Here is a 19,660-nt window from a genome sequence, read left to right on the forward strand (position 1 = left end):
AGTGGTCGGCTTGTCACGTGGTCGGCCGTCATCAAGTTGAGACGGGGTCTCCATCACAGGGTGAAAACCGGCGATGACGATGAGTCGCATGGCGAACTCGCGTCCCATCAGCACCACCCGTCACTCACTCACCCGGCGCGGCCTGCTGACCGGCGGGCTGGCCGCGGGGTTCGCGCTGGCCGCTCCCGGCCTGGCCCGGGCGGTCCCGATCGATCCGGACGCGACCGCCCGCGCGGCCGGCGACCCGGACTTCCATCCGGTGAATTTCCGGCTACCGGCGCCGACCGGGCGGCGTGCGCTCGGGACGACCTCGATCCACCTGGTCGACCAGTCCCGGCCGGATCCGACCATGCCGAGCGGACGCCGGGAGTTGATGATCAGCCTCTGGTATCCGGCCTCGGTGGTCAGCTCCGCGCCCGTCGCCAAGTACATGCCGGCCCGGACCGCGGTCGAGGTGGACGATGCCTGGACCGGTGAGTACGGGCTCGCGCTGCCGACCGGGTCGTTCGACTTCGCCGGGACCGTGACGCACTCGCGCGTCGACGCGCCGATGCAGCCGATCCGGCATCCGGTCGCCCTGTTCTCGCCCGGCTATCAGTACAGCCGGTTCGTGAACACCGCGCAGGTCGAGGACCTGGCCAGCAGGGGGTACGTCGTGGTGACGATGGACCACACGCACGAGACACCGGTCGAGTTTCCCGGCGGGCGGTTCCTGCCCGGCGTACCAGCCTCGCAACTGCCCGATCCGGACTTCACCCGGCAGGCGGTCGAGACCCGGACCGCGGACGCGCGGTTCGTCCTGGACCAGCTGGACCGGATCGCCGGCGGCGGGAATCCCGATGCCGAGGGCAACGATCTCCCGGACGGGCTGGGCGACGGGCTGGACCTGCGCAAGGTCGGCATGTTCGGCTTCTCGCTCGGTGGGTACGCGACCGCGAACACGTTGCTCGAGGACGAGCGGGTGCTGGCCGGCATCGACCTGGACGGCAGCCTGCAGGACGACCCTGCGAAGGGTCCGCTCGGCGAGGTGGCCCGGAAAGGACTGGACCAGCCGTTCCTGCTGTTCGGCTCGGCCGACACCCAGCGCACCGATCCGGGTAAGGAGTACTACGACCCGTCCTGGGCGAGCTTCTGGGCCGCCCAGCGCGGCGGGAAGCTGAATCTGGGCCTGGCCGGGACCAAGCAGAAGGCGTTCACCGACTACCAGTTCATCTTCGACCAGCTCTTCCACGAGATCTACGGCGACGACCCGATCATCACCTCCGTGCTGAAGGCTCTTGTCGGCGGCGCGGAGCCGCAGCGTAGCGTGCTGGCCCAGCGCGACTACATCGCCGCCTTCTTCGACCAGACCCTCCGCCGCCGCCCGTCCCTTCTGCTCCGCGGCGACTCCCCAAAGTTCCCGGAAGTCCACTTCGCCCGCTGAGACGGCGTACGCTCGGAAAGCTCGGGCGGGACTCGGGGAGGTCAAACGGGGCGGCTGTGACGCGCGTGAGAGTGGGTTGTTGGCCACACTCTGGAACCCTGAGGGGTGTAATCGGGCCCGCACCGGTTACCGTGCGTTGAGAAATGCGTTGCCGTCGGCCGTACTCTGTCCTCGGACGTGGTCGGAGTGTGCTCGGGGGAACAGACGTCCGGTCACGGGCGTTGTCGGCAGGACGAGAAGGCGAGAGCAAGGAGCGCAGTGGCAGGGGCAGCAGGGACGAAGACATCGACGGGCAGGCGCCTGGTGATCGTCGAGTCGCCGAAGAAGGCGCGGATGATCGCCGGCTTCCTGGGGTCCGGGTACGTGGTGGAGTCGAGCTTCGGCCACATCCGGGACCTGCCGAGTGGGGCGGACGAGATCCCGGCGAAGTACAAGGGCCTGCCCTGGGCGCGGCTCGGCGTGAACGTCGAGGACCACTTCGACCCGCTGTACGTCGTGCCGGCCGACAAGCGGGCGCAGATCCGCAAGCTCAAGGACCTGCTCAAGGGCGCCGACGAACTCTTCCTCGCCACCGATGAGGACCGCGAGGGCGAGGCGATCGCCTGGCACCTGCTCGAGGAGCTGAAGCCGAAGGTCCCGGTCAAGCGGATGGTCTTCCACGAGATCACGCCGAAGGCGATCCAGGACGCGGTCGGCAACGCCCGGGACATCGACGAGGACCTGGTCGACGCGCAGGAGGCCCGCCGCATCCTCGACCGGCTGTACGGCTACGAGGTCTCGCCGGTGCTGTGGAAGAAGGTCATGCCGCGGCTGTCGGCGGGCCGGGTGCAGTCGGTTGCGATCAGGATGGTGGTCGACCGCGAGCGTGAGCGGATCGCCTTCCGGAGTGCGTCGTACTGGGACCTGGACGCCACGCTGGACGCCGGCGAGAGCCGGACGCCGCGGCAGTTTCCCTCCCGCCTGGTCTCGGTGGACAGCAAGCGGGTGGCGCAGGGCCGCGACTTCAGCTCGATCGGTGAGCTGAAGGGCGCGAACACGGTCCACTTGAACGAGGAGACCGCGACGGCGCTGGCCGGCGCGCTGCGCGATTCGCAGTTCTCGGTCCGGTCGATCGACTCCAAGCCGTACACCCGCAAGCCGTACGCGCCGTTCCGGACCACCACGCTGCAGCAGGAGGCCGGCCGCAAGCTCGGCATGTCCGCCTCGCAGACGATGCAGATCGCCCAGCGGCTGTACGAGAACGGCAACATCACCTATATGCGAACCGACAGCGTCACGCTGTCGGACACGGCGATCACCGCCGCCCGGGCCCAGGTCCGCGAGCTGTACGGCGCGTCGTACCTGCCGGACAAGCCGCGGGTCTACACCTCCAAGGTGAAGAACGCGCAGGAGGCGCACGAGGCGATCCGGCCGGCCGGCGAGGTCTTCCAGACCCCGGCGCAGACCGGTCTGTCCGGCTCGGAGTACCGGCTGTACGAGCTGATCTGGATGCGCACGATCGCGTCCCAGATGAAGGACGCCGAGGGCCGCAGCGTCTCGATCCGGATCGACGCGACCGCGTCGACCGGCGAGAAGTGCGAGTTCACGTCGTCCGGCCGGGTGATCACCTTCCACGGCTTCCTCAAGGCGTACGTCGAGGGCGCGGACGACCCGTCCGCCGGGACGGACGACCAGGAGACCCGGCTGCCGGACGTCGCCGAGGGCGACGTGCTGCCCGCGATCGAGGTGCTCGCCTCCGGGCACGAGACCAAGCCGCCGGCGCGCTACACCGAGGCGACGCTGATCCGGGAGATGGAAGAGCGCGAGATCGGGCGGCCGTCGACGTACGCCACGATCCTCGGCACGAACGTGGCTCGCGGGTACATCTACAAGAAGGGCCAGGCGCTGGTGCCGGCCTGGCTGGCGTTCGCGGTGGTGCGGCTGCTCGAGGAGCACTTCACCCGGCTGGTCGACTACGCGTTCACGGCCACCATGGAGGACGTCCTCGACGAGGTCGCCTCCGGTGACCTGCAGCGCGAGGGCGTGCTGTCCCGGTTCTACTTCGGTGACACCAACCTCGAGGGTCTGCAGTCGATGGTGAGCGACCTGGGCGACATCGACGCCCGGGAGATGTCGACGTTCCCGGTCGGCGGTGACGACAGCGGCATCGTGCTCCGGGTCGGGCGCTACGGGCCGTACGTCGAGGACAAGGACGAGCGGCGCGCGAACGTACCGGAGGACCTGCCGCCGGACGAGCTGACCGTCGAGAAGGCCCAGGAGCTGCTGTCCCAGCCGTCCGGTGTCGAGCACGAGCTCGGTACGGCGCCGGACACCGGCCTGCGCGTGGTTGCGAAGGCGGGCCGGTTCGGACCCTATGTGACCGAGGTCCTGCCGGAGGACGCGCCGAAGGGCGCGAAGCCGCGGACCGGTTCGCTGCTGAAGTCGATGGCACTGGACAGCATCGGCCTCGACGACGCGATGAAGCTGCTGTCGCTGCCGCGAGTGGTCGGCAAGGACCCGGCCACCGGCGAGGAGATCACGGCGCAGAACGGGCGCTACGGGCCGTACCTGAAGAAGGGCACGGACTCGCGGTCGCTGCAGACCGAGGACCAGATGTTCGACATCACCCTCGAGGAAGCGCTGAAGATCTACTCCGAGCCGAAGCAGCGTGGGCGCCGGGCTGCCGCGCCGCCGCTGAAGGAGCTGGGCGCGGACCCGGAGTCCGGTCAGCCGGTGGTGGTGAAGGAGGGCCGCTTCGGTCCGTACGTGACCGACGGCGAGACGAACGCGACGCTGCGCAAGGACGACTCGGTCGAGACGATCTCGCTGCTGCGCGCCGCCGAACTGCTGGCCGACAAGCGGGCCCGCGGGCCGGTGAAGAAGACCGCCAAGAAGTCGGCCACCAAGAAGACCGCTGCGAAGAAGACGACGGCGAAGAAGACCGCCACGAAGAAGACCGCCACGAAGAAGACCGCCGCGAAGAAGACCACGGCCAAGAAGACGGCGGCGAAGAAGTCCTGAAAGAGGGTGCGCCGGTGACGGCATCGATGCCACGCCTCCGGCGCGGCGGGTCATGGGGCTTTTACTCCCGGCCTTCCCTCGTCGCTCCGGTCGCTTCGCTCCCTACGCTCCTCAGTCCAGGCCGGGAGGCCCCATGACCAGTCCGGTCGAGGTCAGCGCGCAGAGACTGCGGGAGCGGGGTGAGCGGGTCACGCCGGCCCGCCTGGCGGTCGTCGAGGTCCTCGCGGGGACCGAGGAACACTTGAGCGCGGAGCAGATCGGCGAACGGGCCGAGGAGCTGCGCCCGGGGATCCACCGTGCCACCGTCTACCGGGCTCTCGACGCGCTCGGTGAGTTCGGCCTCGTCACGCACGTCCACCTCGGCCGGGCGGGGACGACGTACCACCTGGCGGGGGATCTCGCGCCGCGCCATCTGCACCTGCGCTGCTCCGAGTGCGGGAAGGTGTACGACGCTCCCGGCGACATCCTCGAGTCGGCCCGGAAGAAGGTCCAGCGCGAGCTCGGCTTCCACCTGGCCCCGGAACAGGTGGCCCTCGTCGGCACCTGCAAGAACTGCGCCGAGAGCACTTGACGTGAGCCCTGGGCGCATGATGCGGCCAGGCTTACGCTGGCGCCGGACACGTTTGTCACGGCCCAGGCCATTCCTGTGGTGAACGCCGCTTGCCCGGACCTGGGCCGCGCGGAGAGGAGTCCCCCGTGCGTTCCTTACGACGATGTCTGATCCTGGCCGCCGCTCTCGCGCTCGGCGCGATCGGCGTTCCGGCAGCCCACTCCGCCCCTGCGGTCGACGCGTTGGTCAGCGTCGCCAGTCCCACGAACCTCCACCCACGCAATGCGCAGAACGAGCCCGCACTGGCGGCCAGCGCTCATCGCCCGGACGTACTCGCGGCCGGCGCCAACGACCTGGTGGACATGCAGCCGTGCTCGCGTGAAGCGTCCACCCAGCACGCGGCCTGTTCGTTCCCGCTCGGCACCTTCAACCTGGGCGTCGGCCTGACGGGTGTGTACTTCTCGTTCGACCGCGGTCACACCTGGACCCAGCCGACGTACTCAGGCCTGACCGCGGCCGACTGCAGTCCGACCGTCGAGCCCTGCGTCCCACACGTCGGCCCGATTCACACCGTGCCGAACTACTACGAGAACGGCCTGCGTTCGCGCAGTGACCCAGGCGTGGCCTTCGGACCGGCCCCCGGTCCGAACGGATTCTCCTGGGGCAATGGCGACCGGCTCTACCTGTCCACTCTGGCCACGAACCTCACCGACACCGTGATCCGCAACGGCAGCGGCCAGAACAGCCCCACCGGGGTGACCGTCTCGAGCATCGACAGCGCGACGCCGGCCCGGATCGCCGACCAGTCCAACTGGTCGAAGCCGTATTTCGCCGCACCGCATGCGGCCTTCAGCTCCGGACTCGACAAGGAGCAGATCTGGGCGGACAACGCCGAGAGCAGCCCGTTCTTCGGCAACGTGTACGTCTGCTACTCCGACTTCCACAGTTTCAGCGGGGGCAACGCCTTCCCGCTGAAACCGATGGTGTCCACCTCCCGTGACGGCGGGGTCACCTGGAAGCAGCACCAGGTCGCACCGGCTATCGCCAACGGCAAACAAGGTTCGTACGACGGTTGCACCGTGCGGACCGACAGCCACGGTGTCGTCTACGTGTTCTTCACGCACTTCGGCGGGACGAGCCTGGCCGGCTTCCACAGCGTGATCAAGTCGCTGGACGGCGGCCAGACCTGGCGGCAGCCGCAGGATGTCGTGGCGATCACCGACCCGTGCTTCCACAACGACCCGGTGACCGGGCGGTGCATCATCGACGGGGTCTCGGGGGCTCGGACCGACCTGGCCGCGATGCCGAGCATCGACATCGCCAACGGCGCGCCGACCGGCGCGGACGCAACCAACGAGATCGTCGACGCGTGGGTCGACGGCCGCGACGGTCCCGACAACGAACGGGCGTTCTTCGCCTACTCGTCCAACGGGGCGGCCTCCTTCAGCACACCGACGCCGATCTCGCCGGCGGGTGATATCGCGGCGTACGCCGCGCCGGCGATCAGCCCGGACGGCACCCGGGTGTACGTGACGTCGCAGTCGTTCACGCAGCCCTTCCAGACGACCACGGCGAATCCGCGGCCGGAGCACGGCGTACTGCAGACTGCCGCGATCGGGGCAGGTGGTGCGCCAGGCGCGTGGACGACGGAGTACACCGGTCCGCTCGGTGATGCGCGCGGTTCGTCGCAGGGCCGGATCCTGTACAACGAGTTCCTCGGCGACTATGTCTACAGCATCGCCACCCGTGACTACGGCGCCGGTGTGTGGACCGACGTTCGCCGTACGGCCGACTGCCCGGCGTTCGACGCCTGGCGTCAGCAGTCCGCGAATGCCGGCCAGGTGGTTCTGCCGGCGCCTTGGCCGCTCGGCGACTGCCCGGCCGACTTCGGCAACAACGACATCTTCAGCGCCACCACCGGATAGGAGTACGTACGGACAGCCCTGGCCACATCGGGGTCAGGGCTGTCCATATCTGTTGATCGATGTGGATTCGTGAACAGCTAGGGCTTAGGCTCGATACCTGTGACCCAAGACCACAGCTACGTCGAGGACTTTGCTCCCGGCGCCAACGTGCTTCCCCCGCGGGCCTGGCTGGACGACGACTCGGCCAAGCTGCCGCTGTCCGGTGACTGGAGCTTCCGGCTGTCGCCGAGCGTGGCCGACGCCCCGGACGACCTGAAGGACCCGGACACCTCCGGATGGGACACGATCGCCGTCCCTGGTCACTGGCAGCTCAGTGGGTACGGCGCGCCGGCGTACACGAACGTGGTCTACCCGTTCCCGCTCGAGCCGCCGTACGTGCCGACCGACAACCCGACCGGTGACTACGTCCGGACCGTGGCGATCCCGGCGGACTGGGCCGGCGCCCGCGTGGTGCTGCGGTTCGAGGGTGTGGACTCGCGGTTCGCGGTGCACGTCAACGGCGAGCTGGCCGGCTGGTCGTCCGGTTCGCGGCTGCCGTCGGAGTTCGACGTCACCGACCTGGTTGCCCCGGGCAAGGAAGCGCGGATCGTGGTCCGCGTGCACCAGTGGTCGGCCGGCAGTTATGTCGAGGACCAGGACATGTGGTGGCTGTCCGGGATCTTCCGCGAGGTCAACCTGATCGCCCTGCGTCCGGGTGTCGCGACCGACGTTTTCGTCAAGGTGGCGTACGACCACCTCGACGGTGCCGGCACGCTGCTCGTGGAGTCCGACGTACCGGGCACTGTTTCGGTGCCTGAGTTGGGCCTGGAGCTGGCGACCGGCGAGCACACGCGGATCGAGAGCGTCGAGCCGTGGAGCGCCGAGGTGCCACGCCTGTACGACGGTGTGCTGCGGACCGAGGGTGGTGAGGTGCGGCTGCGGATCGGCTTCCGCACGGTCGCGATCGTCGACGGCATCCTGACCGTCAACGGCAACCGGGTGCTGTTCAACGGCGTCAACCGGCACGAGTTCCACCCCGACCGCGGTCGGGCGCTGACCGAGCAGGACATGCTGGACGACGTACTGCTGATGAAGCGGGCCGGGATCAACGCGGTCCGGACCAGCCACTACCCGCCGCACCCGCACTTCCTCTCGCTGTGCGACTCCCACGGCCTCTACGTGATCGACGAGTGTGACCTGGAGACGCACGGGTTCGGGTACGAGCCGCAGCCGCCGAAGCTGCCGAACCCGGTGATGGACCCGCGGTTCCGCGACGACCTGGTGGCGCGGATGGCGCGCACCGTGCACCGGGACAAGAACCACCCGTCGATCATCATCTGGTCGCTCGGCAACGAGTGCGGGATGGGCGAGAACCTGCGCGCGATGTACGACCTGGCGAAGGAGGTCGACCCGTCGCGGCCGGTGCACTACGAGCGCGACACCGAGGCCGAGTTCGTCGACATCTACTCGCGGATGTACACCTCGCCGGAGGGCTGCGCGGAGATCGGCGCCGACTCCTCGCTGTACCGGAACCTGCCCTTCATCCTGTGCGAGTACGGCCACGCGATGGGCAACGGGCCGGGCGGGCTGCTCGACTACCGTGAGGTGTTCGACAAGTACCCGCGCTGCCAGGGCGGCTTCATCTGGGAGTGGATCGACCACGGCATCCGGACCACGATCGACGGACGCGAGGTCTACGCGTACGGCGGTGACTTCGGCGAGACGATCCACGACGGGAACTTCGTCTGCGACGGGCTGCTGTTCCCGGACCGGACGCCGTCACCCGGCATGCTCGAGTACGTCAAGGTGATCGAGCCGTTGCGGATCGTTGCTGATGGCAACGGTGGGGTGTCGATCACGAACCGCTACGAGGTGTTGGACACGAGTCATCTGACCTTTACGATCGTGACCGAGGTCGAGGGCGAGCTGGTCGGCAGCGGAACTCTGCCGGTCCCGGCGATCGCTCCGGGCGAGACCGTATCGGTGGAGTTTCCGCCCGGCGTGATCAAGGCGGGTGACGCGGGTCGGCCCGACACCTGGGTGACCGTGGCGGCCGAGCTCACCTCGCCGACCCCGTGGGCCGACGCCGGGCATCGCATCGCCTGGGGCCAGGTCCGGCTGGACGAGCCGGCTGAGCCTGTGGCTGTTGTTGGTGGATCGCCCGCTGACGGTGAGGCAGGCGTCGCTGGGATCACCGTCGCCGGTGTGAAGAACGCCCGGCTGGATGTCTGGCGGGCGCCGATCGACAACGACGCGATCCCGGGGGTCGCGAAGGCTTGGCGGGAGCAGGGTCTGCACCGGGTGCAGCACCGGATCGTCTCCCAGGGTGAGCGCGACGGCGCGTGGGAGGTCGTGACCCGCACGGCGCCGCCGCAACTGCAGTGGGGTCTCGTCAGCACCTGGCGCTGGACCGCCGTCGACGACGCGGTCGTTCTCGAGCTGAACGTCGTACCCGAAGGCCTGTTCCCGGAGGTGCTGCCGCGGCTCGGCGTCACCTTCGAGCTTCCGAAGGTGGAGCGCGTCGAGTGGTTCGGCACCGGCCCCAACGAGGCGTACGCCGACACCCGCGAGGCCGCCGCGGTCGGCAAGTACTCGGCCACGGTCGCCGAGCTGCAGACGCCGTACGTCCGCCCCCAGGAGAACGGCCACCGCATCGACACCCGCTGGGCCGCCTTCGACGGCCTCCGCGTCGAGGCGATCGGCACCCCCTTCGGCCTCACCGTCCGCGACTGGACCACCCAAGCCCTGGAAACCGCCAGTCACACCGCCGACCTGGTGCCCGGCGAGACCTCCTACATCACGTTGGACATCGCCCAATCCGGCGTAGGCACCGCCGCCTGCGGCCCGGCCCTCCCGGACCGCGACAAACTCACAACAGCCCCGGCCACCCTCGCCGTCCGCTTCACCACGGCATAGGTCACCTCGCCGGTCCACCTACGCGGACCGCCAGGCCATCACAACGACGCGAATCCGAGCGACTCCCGCGCGACGGTGCCGCCGGCTCCGCGTTGTGATGGCGTGGCGATCCGTGGGTGGACGGCGCGATCGGCTAGTCGAGGTGGAGGACTGCCTTGCCGCGGACCTTGCGGTCGAGGAGGGCTGTGATCGCTGTGCCAGCGTCGTGCCACGAGCCGTGCCAGCCGATCTGGGGGTCGAAGCGGTTGGCGGCCACGAGGTCGAGCAGGTAGGCGAGGTCTGGACCGAACGGCCCGCTGACGGCGAAGGCCGAGATCGGTTGCCGTCCGCCGCGGCGCCGGGCTGCCTCGAAGTCGAAGCTGACCACCTGGCCGGCCGTGCTGCCGATCGACAGGGCGACGCCATCCGGCTCGACCAGTTCGTACGCCGCCGTCAGGGTGTCACCGCCAACCACGTCCAGTACGGCGTACAGCGGGCTGAGGTTGTCGAGTGTGGTCACTACCTCGCTCGCGCCCAGCTCGGTCAGACCGAGACCTCGTCCGGCAGCGCCAACGGCTGCGACCACCTCTGCGCCTGCCAGCGCGGCCAGTTGGACCGCTGCGCGGCCGACCCCACCTGAGGCGCCGGTGACCAGTACCCGGCGACCCAGTGTGGAGCCGAGCCGCCGTACCGCTTGGAGGGCGCTCACGGCTGCACCTGGTAGGGCAGCGGCCGACGCGAGATCGACCTCGGCCGGTACGACCGCGATGTCCGCGGTGTCGACTGCTTGGAACTCCGCCCATGCACTGGCCGGCCGGAAGCCGGCCACGCGCTCACCGACGGCCGGGCCCGAGCCGTCCTTGGCAGCACAGACGACGATTCCGGCCGAATCTCGCCCGACGATGTCGCCGGGGCGATGGACGACGTCCATCCGGGCCACCTCGACCCAGTTGAGCGCGGCGTACTCGACGGCGATCAGAGCCTGCCCCGGCCCGGGTCGCGGGACGGTGGCCTCGGCCATCCGGAGACCGTGCGGGGGATCGAAGACGAGCGCGTGCATCTGCTGAGGAAGACCCATGCGTCCAGCCTGTGGTGAGCTGGGCCGGGTGGTCCAAGACCTGCTGGTACAACCGTTGGTTATGGACGCACACGTGCGGGATCTGCGGTACTTCGTGGCGGTGGCCGAGGCAGGGAGCTTCACCGCGGCGGCCGAGCGGTTGTACGTGAGCCAGCCGGCGCTGTCCAAGCAGGTTCGGGCGTTGGAGAAGAACCTGGGTCGCGTTCTGCTCTGCCGCGACAGTCGCGGGATCTGCCTCACTCCGGCCGGCGCCGAACTGCTGCCGCGGGTGCGTGAGGTGATCGAGCGATGGGAGGCCGCGGTCGCGACTCTGGAAGGACATTGCGATCACCTGGTGATCGGCATGCAGACGAGTCCGGGGCGGAACCTGCTGCCGCGGATCAGGAATCACCTGCCCGAGCCGATCGAGTTCGACCTGCGTCAGGTCCCGTGGGACGACCCCACCGCGGGACTGGCCGCGGGCACCACGGACGCCGCCTTCTGCTGGTTGCCGCTGCCGGAGCCGTCGGCGTACCGGTGGCTGACCTTGGCACAGGAGCGGCGGGTCGTCGCGATGACGGAGAACCATCCGCTGGCGCGGCGTGAGTCGGTGCGGTTCGCCGAGATCGTGGACGAGCCGATCCTCGCTTTGCCGCGGAGCGCGGGAGCGTTACGGGATCACTTCCTCGCCCTGCCGGAGCGAGCCGGGGCACCGCCCGTGATCGCCGGGACCATCAGCGACCCGGAGTCGACGTACGAGGCCGTGGCCGGTGGCCGCGGCATCTGCTTGCTTGCCGAAGGCAACGCTCCGGTGCTGGCCCGCGGCTGCGTCGTCATGGTGCCGGTCACCGATCTGCCACCGAGCGAACTCGTCCTGGCGTGGCGGGCCGATGCGTCCTCGACCGCCTTGTGGCAGTTCGTCCAGGCTTGCGCCGAGGCCACCAGCTGAGGACCACTCCGGCGGGCTGTCCTACGCGTCGGCGCCCGGCGCCGCGTTCGCAGTCCGGCGTCGGCCAATCACGCGGACTGGCAGGCCATCACAAACGCGCGCCCGGGGGCAACTCCCTCGCACGGGTACTGTGAGCCCTGCGCTTGTGATGGCCTGGCGGTCCACGGTTGGTCGGGGCGCCATGGGGTTGGTCAGTGCGATAGGTCCGAGATTTGGCCTGCCCGCGACGTGCTGTCCAAGCGCTCAGACCAGTGCGTTGTGCGTCATCGCTCGATCAGATGGCGATGGTCGGGCGGGGGTGTACTCGGTCGGCTGGGGGGTTGTAGGCGTGCCAGGCGGTGGTCAGGCGGGTGACGGCCTCGGTGAGGTCGTCCGGGCGGGCTCGGAAGTGGAGGCGGACGTAGGAGTCGCTGGCGCCGGTGACGTCGAGGCCGGCGCCGGGGAGGATGGCCAGGCCGTGGCGGAGGGCTGTTTGGGCGAAGGAGTTGCCGTCGCCTTGGGGGAGTTTCACCCAGAGGGTTTGGCCGCCCTGGATGGTCGGGACCTGCCAGCTTGGGAGGTGCTCGGTTAGGAGGGCCCGGAGGTGGTCGTGGCGGGATTGGAGTTCTTCCGCGCGGCCGAGGTCGTCCAGTTGGGTGACCAGGTGGGCGGCGGCCAGTTGCGCGGGGACGTTGCCGCCCAGGTCGTGGACGGCTCGGATGCGGGCCAGGCGGTTGACGAGGGGTACGGCGGCGCGGATCCAGCCGGTGCGGAGGCCGCCCCAGATGCTCTTGCTGAGGGAGCCGACCGAGATGACAGCGTCGCTGAAGGCCGCCAAGGACATGGGCCGCGGCTCACCGGGGAAGCCGAGGTCGGCCGGCACTTCGTCCTCGATCAGTGGTACGTCGGCCGCGCCCCTGGCCAGTCGCTCACGGGCCAGCGGGGGGAGCACCGAGCCGGTGGGGTTCTGGTACGTCGGGATGACGTAGACGGCCGCTGGACGACGCTCCCGGACGGCGGCCTCGACGCCCTCGAGTCCGACCGGCAGACCGCGCAGCACCGCGCCCTTCTCCCGGAACGCCTCCAAAGCACCCGGGTACGTCGGTGCCTCGACCAGCACCTGATCGCCAGGCGACAGCAACGCATGGGCCAGCAACGACAGCGCTTGCTGACCCCCGTTCGTCACCAGGATCTGGTCCGGCGTCGTCGGCACACCCTGCTCGGCATAACGGTCGGCCAGCGCCTCCCGCAGTACCGGATGGCCGTACGGGTAGTACCCGATGTCACCCGAGATCCGGCTGAGCTCCGGCACGATCCGCGCGTACGCCTCGGCCAGTTGCGGCGGCGGGTCGCCGGGAGCGGCACAGATCGCGAGCAGTACGTCGTCGTCCCGCGACTCCAGTGAGTCGAGGAAGATCGGATCCACGGGGGCGTCCTCAAGAGCACCGGTCGTCGGCGTACCAGCGACCCGCGTCCCACTGCCCTGACGGCGAGTGATCCGCCCCTCCGATCGGAGCAGTTCGTACGCCCCGACGACCGTGGTCCGCCCGACTGCCAGCGCGCCGGCGAGCGCCCGGTCCGGTGGCAGCAGCACACCGGGAGGTAGTTCGCCGTCGTCGATCAGCCGGCGGAGCCGGGTCGCGAGCAGCACGTACAGCGGGCCGCGGCCGGACGACCAGCGGCCCAACCGCTCAACCATCTCGATTGGCCTCATTCGCGAACCAATTCTGCCGGATTGGCTCTGGGGATGCCAGCGAAACCCTCGGACGATGGCGGTATGGCCACCTTTCCCCGCAACGACATCGCGTCCCTGACCGCCGAACATCCCCGGCACGACCTGGGCGAGAGCTACGGGCCGGACCTGCGCCTGGGCGACCTCCTGACCCCGGAGTTGGCCGACCTCGAGCTCGGCTACGGCACCGCGCCCGGCGACCTCCGGCTGCGTACGGCGATCGCGGGACGCCACGGCGTACGTCCGGAGCAGGTCGTCGTCACGGTCGGTGGAATGCACGCGATCTTCCTGCTCGCCTACCTGCTGGTGGATCGCGGCGGTCAGGTCGTCACGACCCAGCCGCTGTTCCCGTCGACCGGCAACGCCTACGCGTCGATCGGTGCCGACGTCCGCGTGGTCCCGCTGACCTTCGACGACGGCTACCGCCTGACTGCCGACGCCGTCCGTGCGCAGCTCACGCCCGACACCAAGCTGGTCAGCCTGACGACACCACAGAACCCGTCCGGAGTCGCCGTACCCCGCCAGACCCTGGAAGAGATCGTCGCCGCCATGGCCGAGATCTGCCCGGACGCGTACCTGATGGTCGACGAGACCTACCGGGCCGCGGCGTACGGCGACGATCCGGTCGCGGCGACCGCGGTCGACCTCGGCCCGAAGGTCGTGACGGTCGCGTCGCTGTCGAAATGCCACGGCGCGGCCGCGCTGCGGATCGGCTGGCTCGTCAGCACCGATGCGGACCTGGTCGACCGCGTGGTGACCGCGAAGTTCAACACGGTCGTGTCCGCGTCCCCGGTGACCGAGGCGCTCGCCGTCCGGGTGCTGGAGCGCGAGGACGAGATTCTCGCCGTACGACGGGCGTCGCTCGCCGAGGGACTGGCCATCACCGAGGGGTGGGTGCGGGACAACAGCGACGTGATCGAGTGGATCCGGCCGGATGCGGGTGCGCTGTGCGCGGTTCGGCTGAAGCAGCAGGTCGATCTGGGTCGGTTCCGCCGGGCGGCCGCGGACTTGGGGGTGCGACTGGCCGACGGCGACTGGTTCGGCGACGAGCCCGGGGTGTTCCGGCTGGGGTTCGGATTCCCGCCTCCGGTCGAGCTGAAGGCGGCCCTGGATGCGCTGCGTCAGGCTGTCGATGCCGCCCACTAGGCTTTGGGTGTGCCGGAGGTTTATGACCCGCTGACCGATCCTGCACCGGCGCACGATGTGCGTGCGGTGTTGCGGATCCGGGCGTTCCGGCGGCTGTGGGTCGGGTTCGGGCTGTCCAGTCTCGGCGACTGGATCGGGTTGCTGGCGTTGACGGCGATGGCGAAGGCGTTCGCCGGCGACGACTACCAGGCGGCGAACTTCGCGATCGGCGGGGTGCTGTTCCTGCGCGTGCTGCCCGCCCTGGTGATGGGCCCGGTGGCCGGCTGGATCGCGGACCGGTTGGACCGGCGCTGGACGATGATCATCGGCGATCTGATCCGGGCCGCGTTCTTCGTCAGCATCCCGCTCGTCGGCACGCTGACCTGGGTGCTGGTGGCAACCGTGCTGATCGAGATCGTCAGCCTGATCTGGGGTCCGGCCAAGGACGCCAGCGTGCCCAACCTGGTGCCCCGGCACCGGCTCGAGGCGGCCAACCAGATCAGCCTGATCACGACGTACGGGACCGCCCTGCCGGCCGCGGTCATCTTCACCGCGATCACCCTCCTCTTTCGCTGGGCCGGCGACTTCGCCATCAACCTGGCCGTGTATGTGAACGCCGCGACCTTCGTCGTCTCGGCCTTGGCGATCCTGTCGGTCGCCGAGATCGGCCGCGCCGTCCACGAGCACGAGGATCACCCGACGCTGTGGCGGACCATGGTCGAGGGCTGGTCCTACGTCACCGGTACGCCGGTCGTCCGCGGCCTCGTGGTCGGGATCTCCGGCGCGTTCGCGGCCGGTGCGGTGGTGATCGGCCTCGGCCGCACGTACGTCGAGGATCTCGGCGCCGGCGATCCCGGGTACGGCGTCCTCTTCGGGGCCGTCTTCGGTGGTCTCGCGCTCGGCATGGGCTTCGGGCCGCGGATCTTCTCCGGCCTGTCCCGGCGCCGGCTGTTCGCCGCCGGACTGGTCGGTTCCGGCATCTGCCTGGCCGGCCTGGCACTGATCCAGCAGATCGAGATCGCCACGATGATCGCGATCCTGCTCGGCTTCTGCGCCGGCGCCTCCTGGGTCTCCGGTTACACCCTGCTCGGTCTCGAGGTCCCGGACGCGGTCCGCGGGCGGACCTTCGCGTTCGTCCAGTCCGCCGTCCGCACGGTCCTGGCGGTCACGCTGGCGATCGCGCCGTTCGCCGCCGGGGCGATCGGCCGGCAGACATACACGATCGGCGGGAAGTCCGTCACCTACAACGGCGCTTCGATGACCATGCTGATCGCCGCGATCGTGGCCGGCGTGATCGGCCTGATCGCCTGGCGGCAGATGGACGACCGACCGGGCGTCCCGTTCTGGGGCGACTTACGGCGCAGCTTCGGCAAGACTCCTGGTGTGTATCCGACCACTGGACTGTTCATCGCGCTGGAAGGCGGCGAGGGCGCGGGGAAGTCGACGCAGTCCGCGCTGCTGGTCGAGTGGCTCAAGGAGCAGGGCCAGCAGGTCCTGCTCACCCGCGAGCCGGGTGCGACCGACCTCGGCAAGACGCTGCGGCAGATCGTCCTCGATCCGGCCACCGGCGACATCTCGCATCGCGCCGAGGCGTTGATCTACGCCGCCGACAAGGCCGAGCACGTGGACTCGGTGATCAAGCCCGCGCTCAAGGCCGGTGCCGTCGTCATCACCGATCGGTACGTCGACTCCGCGCTGGCGTACCAGGGATCCGGGCGAGACCTCGACCTGTCCGACGTCGAGCGGGTGAACCGCTGGGCGACCGACGACCTCCGGCCGAACCTGACCATCCTGCTCGACCTGCCCCCGAAGAGCGGCCTCGGCCGCTTCGCTGAGCGGGACCGGATCGAGTCGCAGTCGCACGACTTCCACGAGCGGGTCCGGACCGCGTTCCTCGAGCTCGCCGCCGCGGAGCCCCAGCACTACCTGGTCCTCGACGCCACGCAGGACCGCGACGACCTCGCCAAGCAGATCCGCGCCCGGCTCCAGCCGATCCTTCCGAAGGTGGACCTATGAGTGTGTGGGACGACCTGGTCGGGCAGGAGCCGGCCGTCGCCGTGCTGACGAGGGCCGTGGCCGGCGCGGCGGCCGGGATGCGGGGCGAGACCGGCGCCGCGGTGGCCGGGATGACGCATGCGTGGTTGATCACCGGCCCGCCCGGATCCGGCCGGTCGAACGCCGGGCGGGCGTTCGCGGCCGCGCTGCAGTGTCAGGACCTGGGCTGTGGCGAGTGCAAGGACTGCCGTACGGCGCTCAGCGGCGCGCACCCGGATGTGTCGCTGATCCGCACCGAACTGCTGTCGATCCGGGTCAGCGAGATCCGTGAACTGGTCCGCCGGGCGGCGATGAGCCCGACCCAGGGCCGGTGGCAGGTGATGGTCGTCGAGGACGCGGACCGGTTGACCGAGCAGGCCGCCGACGCGTTGCTGAAGAGCATCGAGGAGCCCGCGCCCCGGACGGTCTGGGTGCTGTGCGCGCCGACCGTGGAGGACGTCGTACCGACGATCCGATCGCGGTGCCGGCTCCTGGTGCTGCGGACGCCGCCGGTGGCCGCGGTGGCGGACATGCTGACCAGCAAGCTGGGGGTGGATCCGGAGCTGGCCGGGTTCGCGGCGCGGGCGGCGCAGGGGCACATCGGGCGGGCGCGGGCGCTGGCGCGCGACGAAGAGGTGCGCGACCGGCGGAACAAGGTGCTCGAGGTTCCGTTCGCACTACGGGATCTCGGGGCGTGCCTGAAGGCTGCCCAGCAGTTGGTCGAGGCGGCCAAGGACGAGGCCAAGGCCAGCGCCGAGAAGGTCGACGAGAAGGAGCGGGCCGCGCTCGAGCAGGCGCTCGGCGTCGGGACCAAGGGCGCCAAGCCGCGCGAGGCCAACGCCGCGCTGAAGGAGCTCGACGAGCAGCAGAAGGCGCGCGCCAAGCGCTGGGAACGCGACGTGCTCGACCGGTCACTCGTCGATCTGATGGCGCTCTACCGGGACGTGCTGGTCGTGCAGACCAACGCCGGCACCGAGTTGATCAACGCCGAGCTGCACCGCACCATCGAGCAACTGGCCGGCCGGACCACGCCGGAGCAGACCATTCGCCGTATCGATGCGATCACTGCCTGTCGTGAGGCCATCGAGGCCAACGTCGCACCGCTGCTCGCCCTCGAGGCGATGACCGTGTCGCTGTTCGAGGGCCGCAACGACGGCCCGCACGTCCCGCGCCGGGTCCAGCGATAACCGCGTGGTCACTGTCTGAGACTGCCGTCCGATTACTGGGCAGCTGCTGTAACACCGAGACCGGCCAGTCCGATGTTTGGGTGTCCGAGCACTACCGCTCGGCCGATCGCCGAACGGACGCCAATGAGCCAGCCGCCCCCTCCGATCCAGCCGGCGCGGCCCTCGCTGCCGCCGGCTGAATCGTGGTTGGCCGGCGTACCGACACCGGCGCAGCAGCGGCAGGACCGCTACGCCGTGGCGGCGTTCGTGACCAGCCTTCCCGGCCTGGTCCCGATCGCCCTGGTGCTGGCCGGGATCGCGTTGCGCCGGATCAAGCGGACCGGCGGCCGCGGCAAGAAACTCGCGTACGGCGCCTTGGCGGTCAGTCTGTGCTGGGTGCTCGCGACCAGCGTCGCGGTCACGCTCAACCTGCTCGGCGAGCGTCGGGCCGGCATCGGCCGGACCGTCGGGATCGCGCAGGTCGCCGTCGGGCGGTGCTTCGACGCGGACCTGGAGGCCGCAGCCCTGCGGGTGGTGCGGATCGCGGACTGTGCGGTTGCGCACACCGGGGAGGCGTACGCGAAGGTCCGCGCCAGTCTGACCGGCCTGGCCGCCGACCAGACCCAGACGGTCGCGACCCAGCAGTGCGCGACCTCGTTCAACGCGTTCGTCGGGAAGCCGTACGAGCGGTCCGAACTGGACATGTACTACGTCGTCCTGGAAGATCGTGCTGTTGCTGATGGCAACGTCCTGTGCCTGCTCGGAATGCCGGGGATGCGGCTGACCGGTAGTATGCGCGGATCGCAACGGTAGTACTCGCGGGGGAAGAGTGACGCAGCCACCATACGACCCGGACGCGGGCCGCCCACAGGACGCGCCGAGGTCGTTCCCGAACTACGGCCGGCCCGACCAGCCGCACGCCCAACAGCCCGCCACCCCATGGGCCGCCCCAGGCCAGCCTCAGCCGCCACCGCCGTACGGCCAACCGCAGCCGCAGCCCACGCAGCCCACGCAGCCGCCGTACGGCCACGCTGGTGGGCAAACGCCGTACGGACAGCCAGGTGGACAGGCGCCGTACGGCCAACCGCAGTACGGGCAGCCGCAGTATCCGGCGGCGTACGGCCCGGCGCCGGCGCCCTATGGGTACGGCTACGGGTATCCGGGGACGACGGGTGGCACCAACGGGCTGGCCACGGCGGCGCTGGCGACCGGCATCGGCGGCATCTTCTTCGGCCTCGCCGCCCCGGTGGCGATCGGCCTGGGCATCGCCGCCCTGGTCCAACTCAGGAAGCGCCAGGAAACCGGCAAGGGAATGGCGATCGCCGGCCTGGTCATCGGCTCCCTGACCACCATCGGCTACCTCGTCCTCTTCGGCGTCCTCATCGCGATCGGCTCAACAGTCGACGACACCTCCAGCGGCGCCGAGCCCGTCTCGTCAGCTCCGGCCGACATCACGTACGTCGAATACCTGGCCGTCGGCGACTGCTACGACGACGGCGAGGACGAGAACGAGGCGATCCGAAAGCCCTGTGCGGAGCCGCACGACGCCGAGATCATCGCCGATGTCACGCTCCCGGACGGTCCGTACCCGGGCGACAAGGGTGTTCGCAAGGCTGCCGACAACACCTGTGCGACGGAGTTCGGCACGTACGTCGGCACCCCGGCGGACGAGTCCGAGCTCGAGTTCGTGTACTGGTCACCCGATGAGAGCCTGTGGAACCACAACGACCGCCTGGTGGTCTGTGCGGCGTACGGACCGGACGACGAGCCGCTCACCGGGAGCGTGAAGGGCACCCACCGCTAGGCACCCCACTCGTGCGACGCAGGCAAGAAGACGTCGGGTGAG

General features: G+C 69.8%; 13 protein-coding genes. 11 read left to right on the forward strand and 2 right to left on the reverse strand.

Annotation, left to right across the window (positions count from 1 at the left end):
• The first annotated feature begins 88 nt into the window (after positions 1 to 88).
• The 5 genes from OG558_RS14410 (at position 89) to OG558_RS14430 (ending at position 9,793) form a co-directional block, all read left to right on the forward strand.
• Positions 89 to 1,423 carry an alpha/beta hydrolase family protein gene (locus tag OG558_RS14410; protein ID WP_405070702.1) on the forward strand — a complete coding sequence of 445 codons (1,335 nt, stop codon included), beginning with the start codon at positions 89 to 91 and terminating at the stop codon, positions 1,421 to 1,423.
• 258 nt (positions 1,424 to 1,681) lie between these two features.
• On the forward strand, positions 1,682 to 4,423 hold the full coding sequence (gene topA / locus OG558_RS14415; RefSeq protein ID WP_405070704.1) for a type I DNA topoisomerase: 2,742 nt from the start codon (positions 1,682 to 1,684) through the stop codon (positions 4,421 to 4,423).
• Positions 4,424 to 4,556: 133 nt separating this feature from the next.
• Positions 4,557 to 4,994, forward strand: a complete 438-nt coding sequence (locus OG558_RS14420; RefSeq protein WP_405070705.1) for a Fur family transcriptional regulator — start codon at positions 4,557 to 4,559, stop codon at positions 4,992 to 4,994.
• A 125-nt stretch (positions 4,995 to 5,119) separates the two neighbouring features.
• Positions 5,120 to 6,898, forward strand: coding sequence for a sialidase family protein (locus OG558_RS14425; RefSeq protein WP_405070706.1), 1,779 nt, complete (start codon positions 5,120 to 5,122; stop codon positions 6,896 to 6,898).
• Between the two features lie 99 nt (positions 6,899 to 6,997).
• Entirely contained in the window at positions 6,998 to 9,793 is a 2,796-nt protein-coding gene (locus tag OG558_RS14430; RefSeq protein WP_405070707.1) for a glycoside hydrolase family 2 TIM barrel-domain containing protein, read from the forward strand.
• A 133-nt stretch (positions 9,794 to 9,926) separates the two neighbouring features.
• Here the strand turns inward: OG558_RS14430 and OG558_RS14435 are convergent, their stop codons facing one another.
• Positions 9,927 to 10,850 (reverse strand): zinc-binding dehydrogenase, encoded by a 924-nt coding sequence (locus OG558_RS14435; protein ID WP_405070708.1) that lies wholly within the window; start codon positions 10,848 to 10,850, stop codon positions 9,927 to 9,929.
• Here OG558_RS14435 and OG558_RS14440 point away from each other — a divergent pair.
• Positions 10,849 to 11,778 carry a LysR family transcriptional regulator gene (locus OG558_RS14440; RefSeq protein WP_405070709.1) on the forward strand — a complete coding sequence of 310 codons (930 nt, stop codon included), beginning with the start codon at positions 10,849 to 10,851 and terminating at the stop codon, positions 11,776 to 11,778. The genes OG558_RS14435 and OG558_RS14440 overlap by 2 nt on opposite strands.
• 274 nt (positions 11,779 to 12,052) lie before the next feature.
• On the opposite strand, the gene OG558_RS14445 is transcribed toward OG558_RS14440, so the two are convergent.
• The gene (locus OG558_RS14445; RefSeq protein WP_405070710.1) at positions 12,053 to 13,456 is read right to left on the reverse strand and encodes a PLP-dependent aminotransferase family protein; all 1,404 of its coding nucleotides are present in this window, start codon (positions 13,454 to 13,456) and stop codon (positions 12,053 to 12,055) included.
• Positions 13,457 to 13,534: 78 nt separating this feature from the next.
• On the opposite strand from OG558_RS14445, the gene OG558_RS14450 reads away from it, so the two are divergent.
• The 5 genes from OG558_RS14450 to OG558_RS14470 all read left to right on the forward strand — a co-directional run bounded on the left by OG558_RS14450 (position 13,535) and on the right by OG558_RS14470 (position 19,618).
• Entirely contained in the window at positions 13,535 to 14,635 is a 1,101-nt protein-coding gene (locus OG558_RS14450) for a pyridoxal phosphate-dependent aminotransferase (RefSeq protein ID WP_405070711.1), read from the forward strand.
• Positions 14,636 to 14,644: 9 nt separating this feature from the next.
• Positions 14,645 to 16,630, forward strand: coding sequence for a dTMP kinase (gene tmk / locus OG558_RS14455; RefSeq protein ID WP_405070712.1), 1,986 nt, complete (start codon positions 14,645 to 14,647; stop codon positions 16,628 to 16,630).
• The gene (locus OG558_RS14460; RefSeq protein WP_329483742.1) at positions 16,627 to 17,835 is read left to right on the forward strand and encodes a DNA polymerase III subunit delta'; all 1,209 of its coding nucleotides are present in this window, start codon (positions 16,627 to 16,629) and stop codon (positions 17,833 to 17,835) included. The genes tmk and OG558_RS14460 overlap by 4 nt, the downstream gene beginning before the upstream one ends.
• 123 nt (positions 17,836 to 17,958) lie before the next feature.
• A complete protein-coding gene (locus tag OG558_RS14465; RefSeq protein ID WP_405070713.1) occupies positions 17,959 to 18,627 on the forward strand; it encodes a DUF4190 domain-containing protein in 669 nt (222 codons plus the stop codon).
• Between the two features lie 16 nt (positions 18,628 to 18,643).
• Complete coding sequence (locus tag OG558_RS14470) at positions 18,644 to 19,618, forward strand: DUF4190 domain-containing protein (protein ID WP_405070714.1); 975 nt, start codon at positions 18,644 to 18,646, stop codon at positions 19,616 to 19,618.
• Positions 19,619 to 19,660: the final 42 nt, after the last annotated feature.

The organism is Kribbella sp. NBC_01510 (assembly GCF_045040325.1).
Lineage (GTDB): Bacteria > Actinomycetota > Actinomycetes > Propionibacteriales > Kribbellaceae > Kribbella.

Excerpts from the sequence above, each read along its gene's own strand:
- OG558_RS14465 (WP_405070713.1), top strand. The coding sequence starts at position 17,959 with ATGAGCCAGCCGCCCCCTCCGATCCAGCCGGCGCGGCCCTCGCTGCCG.
- OG558_RS14445 (WP_405070710.1), bottom strand. The coding sequence starts at position 13,456 with ATGGTTGAGCGGTTGGGCCGCTGGTCGTCCGGCCGCGGCCCGCTGTAC.
- OG558_RS14450 (WP_405070711.1), top strand. The coding sequence starts at position 13,535 with ATGGCCACCTTTCCCCGCAACGACATCGCGTCCCTGACCGCCGAACAT.
- OG558_RS14440 (WP_405070709.1), top strand. The coding sequence starts at position 10,849 with ATGCGTCCAGCCTGTGGTGAGCTGGGCCGGGTGGTCCAAGACCTGCTG.
- OG558_RS14435 (WP_405070708.1), bottom strand. The coding sequence starts at position 10,850 with ATGGGTCTTCCTCAGCAGATGCACGCGCTCGTCTTCGATCCCCCGCAC.
- OG558_RS14460 (WP_329483742.1), top strand. The coding sequence starts at position 16,627 with ATGAGTGTGTGGGACGACCTGGTCGGGCAGGAGCCGGCCGTCGCCGTG.
- OG558_RS14410 (WP_405070702.1), top strand. The coding sequence starts at position 89 with ATGGCGAACTCGCGTCCCATCAGCACCACCCGTCACTCACTCACCCGG.
- OG558_RS14420 (WP_405070705.1), top strand. The coding sequence starts at position 4,557 with ATGACCAGTCCGGTCGAGGTCAGCGCGCAGAGACTGCGGGAGCGGGGT.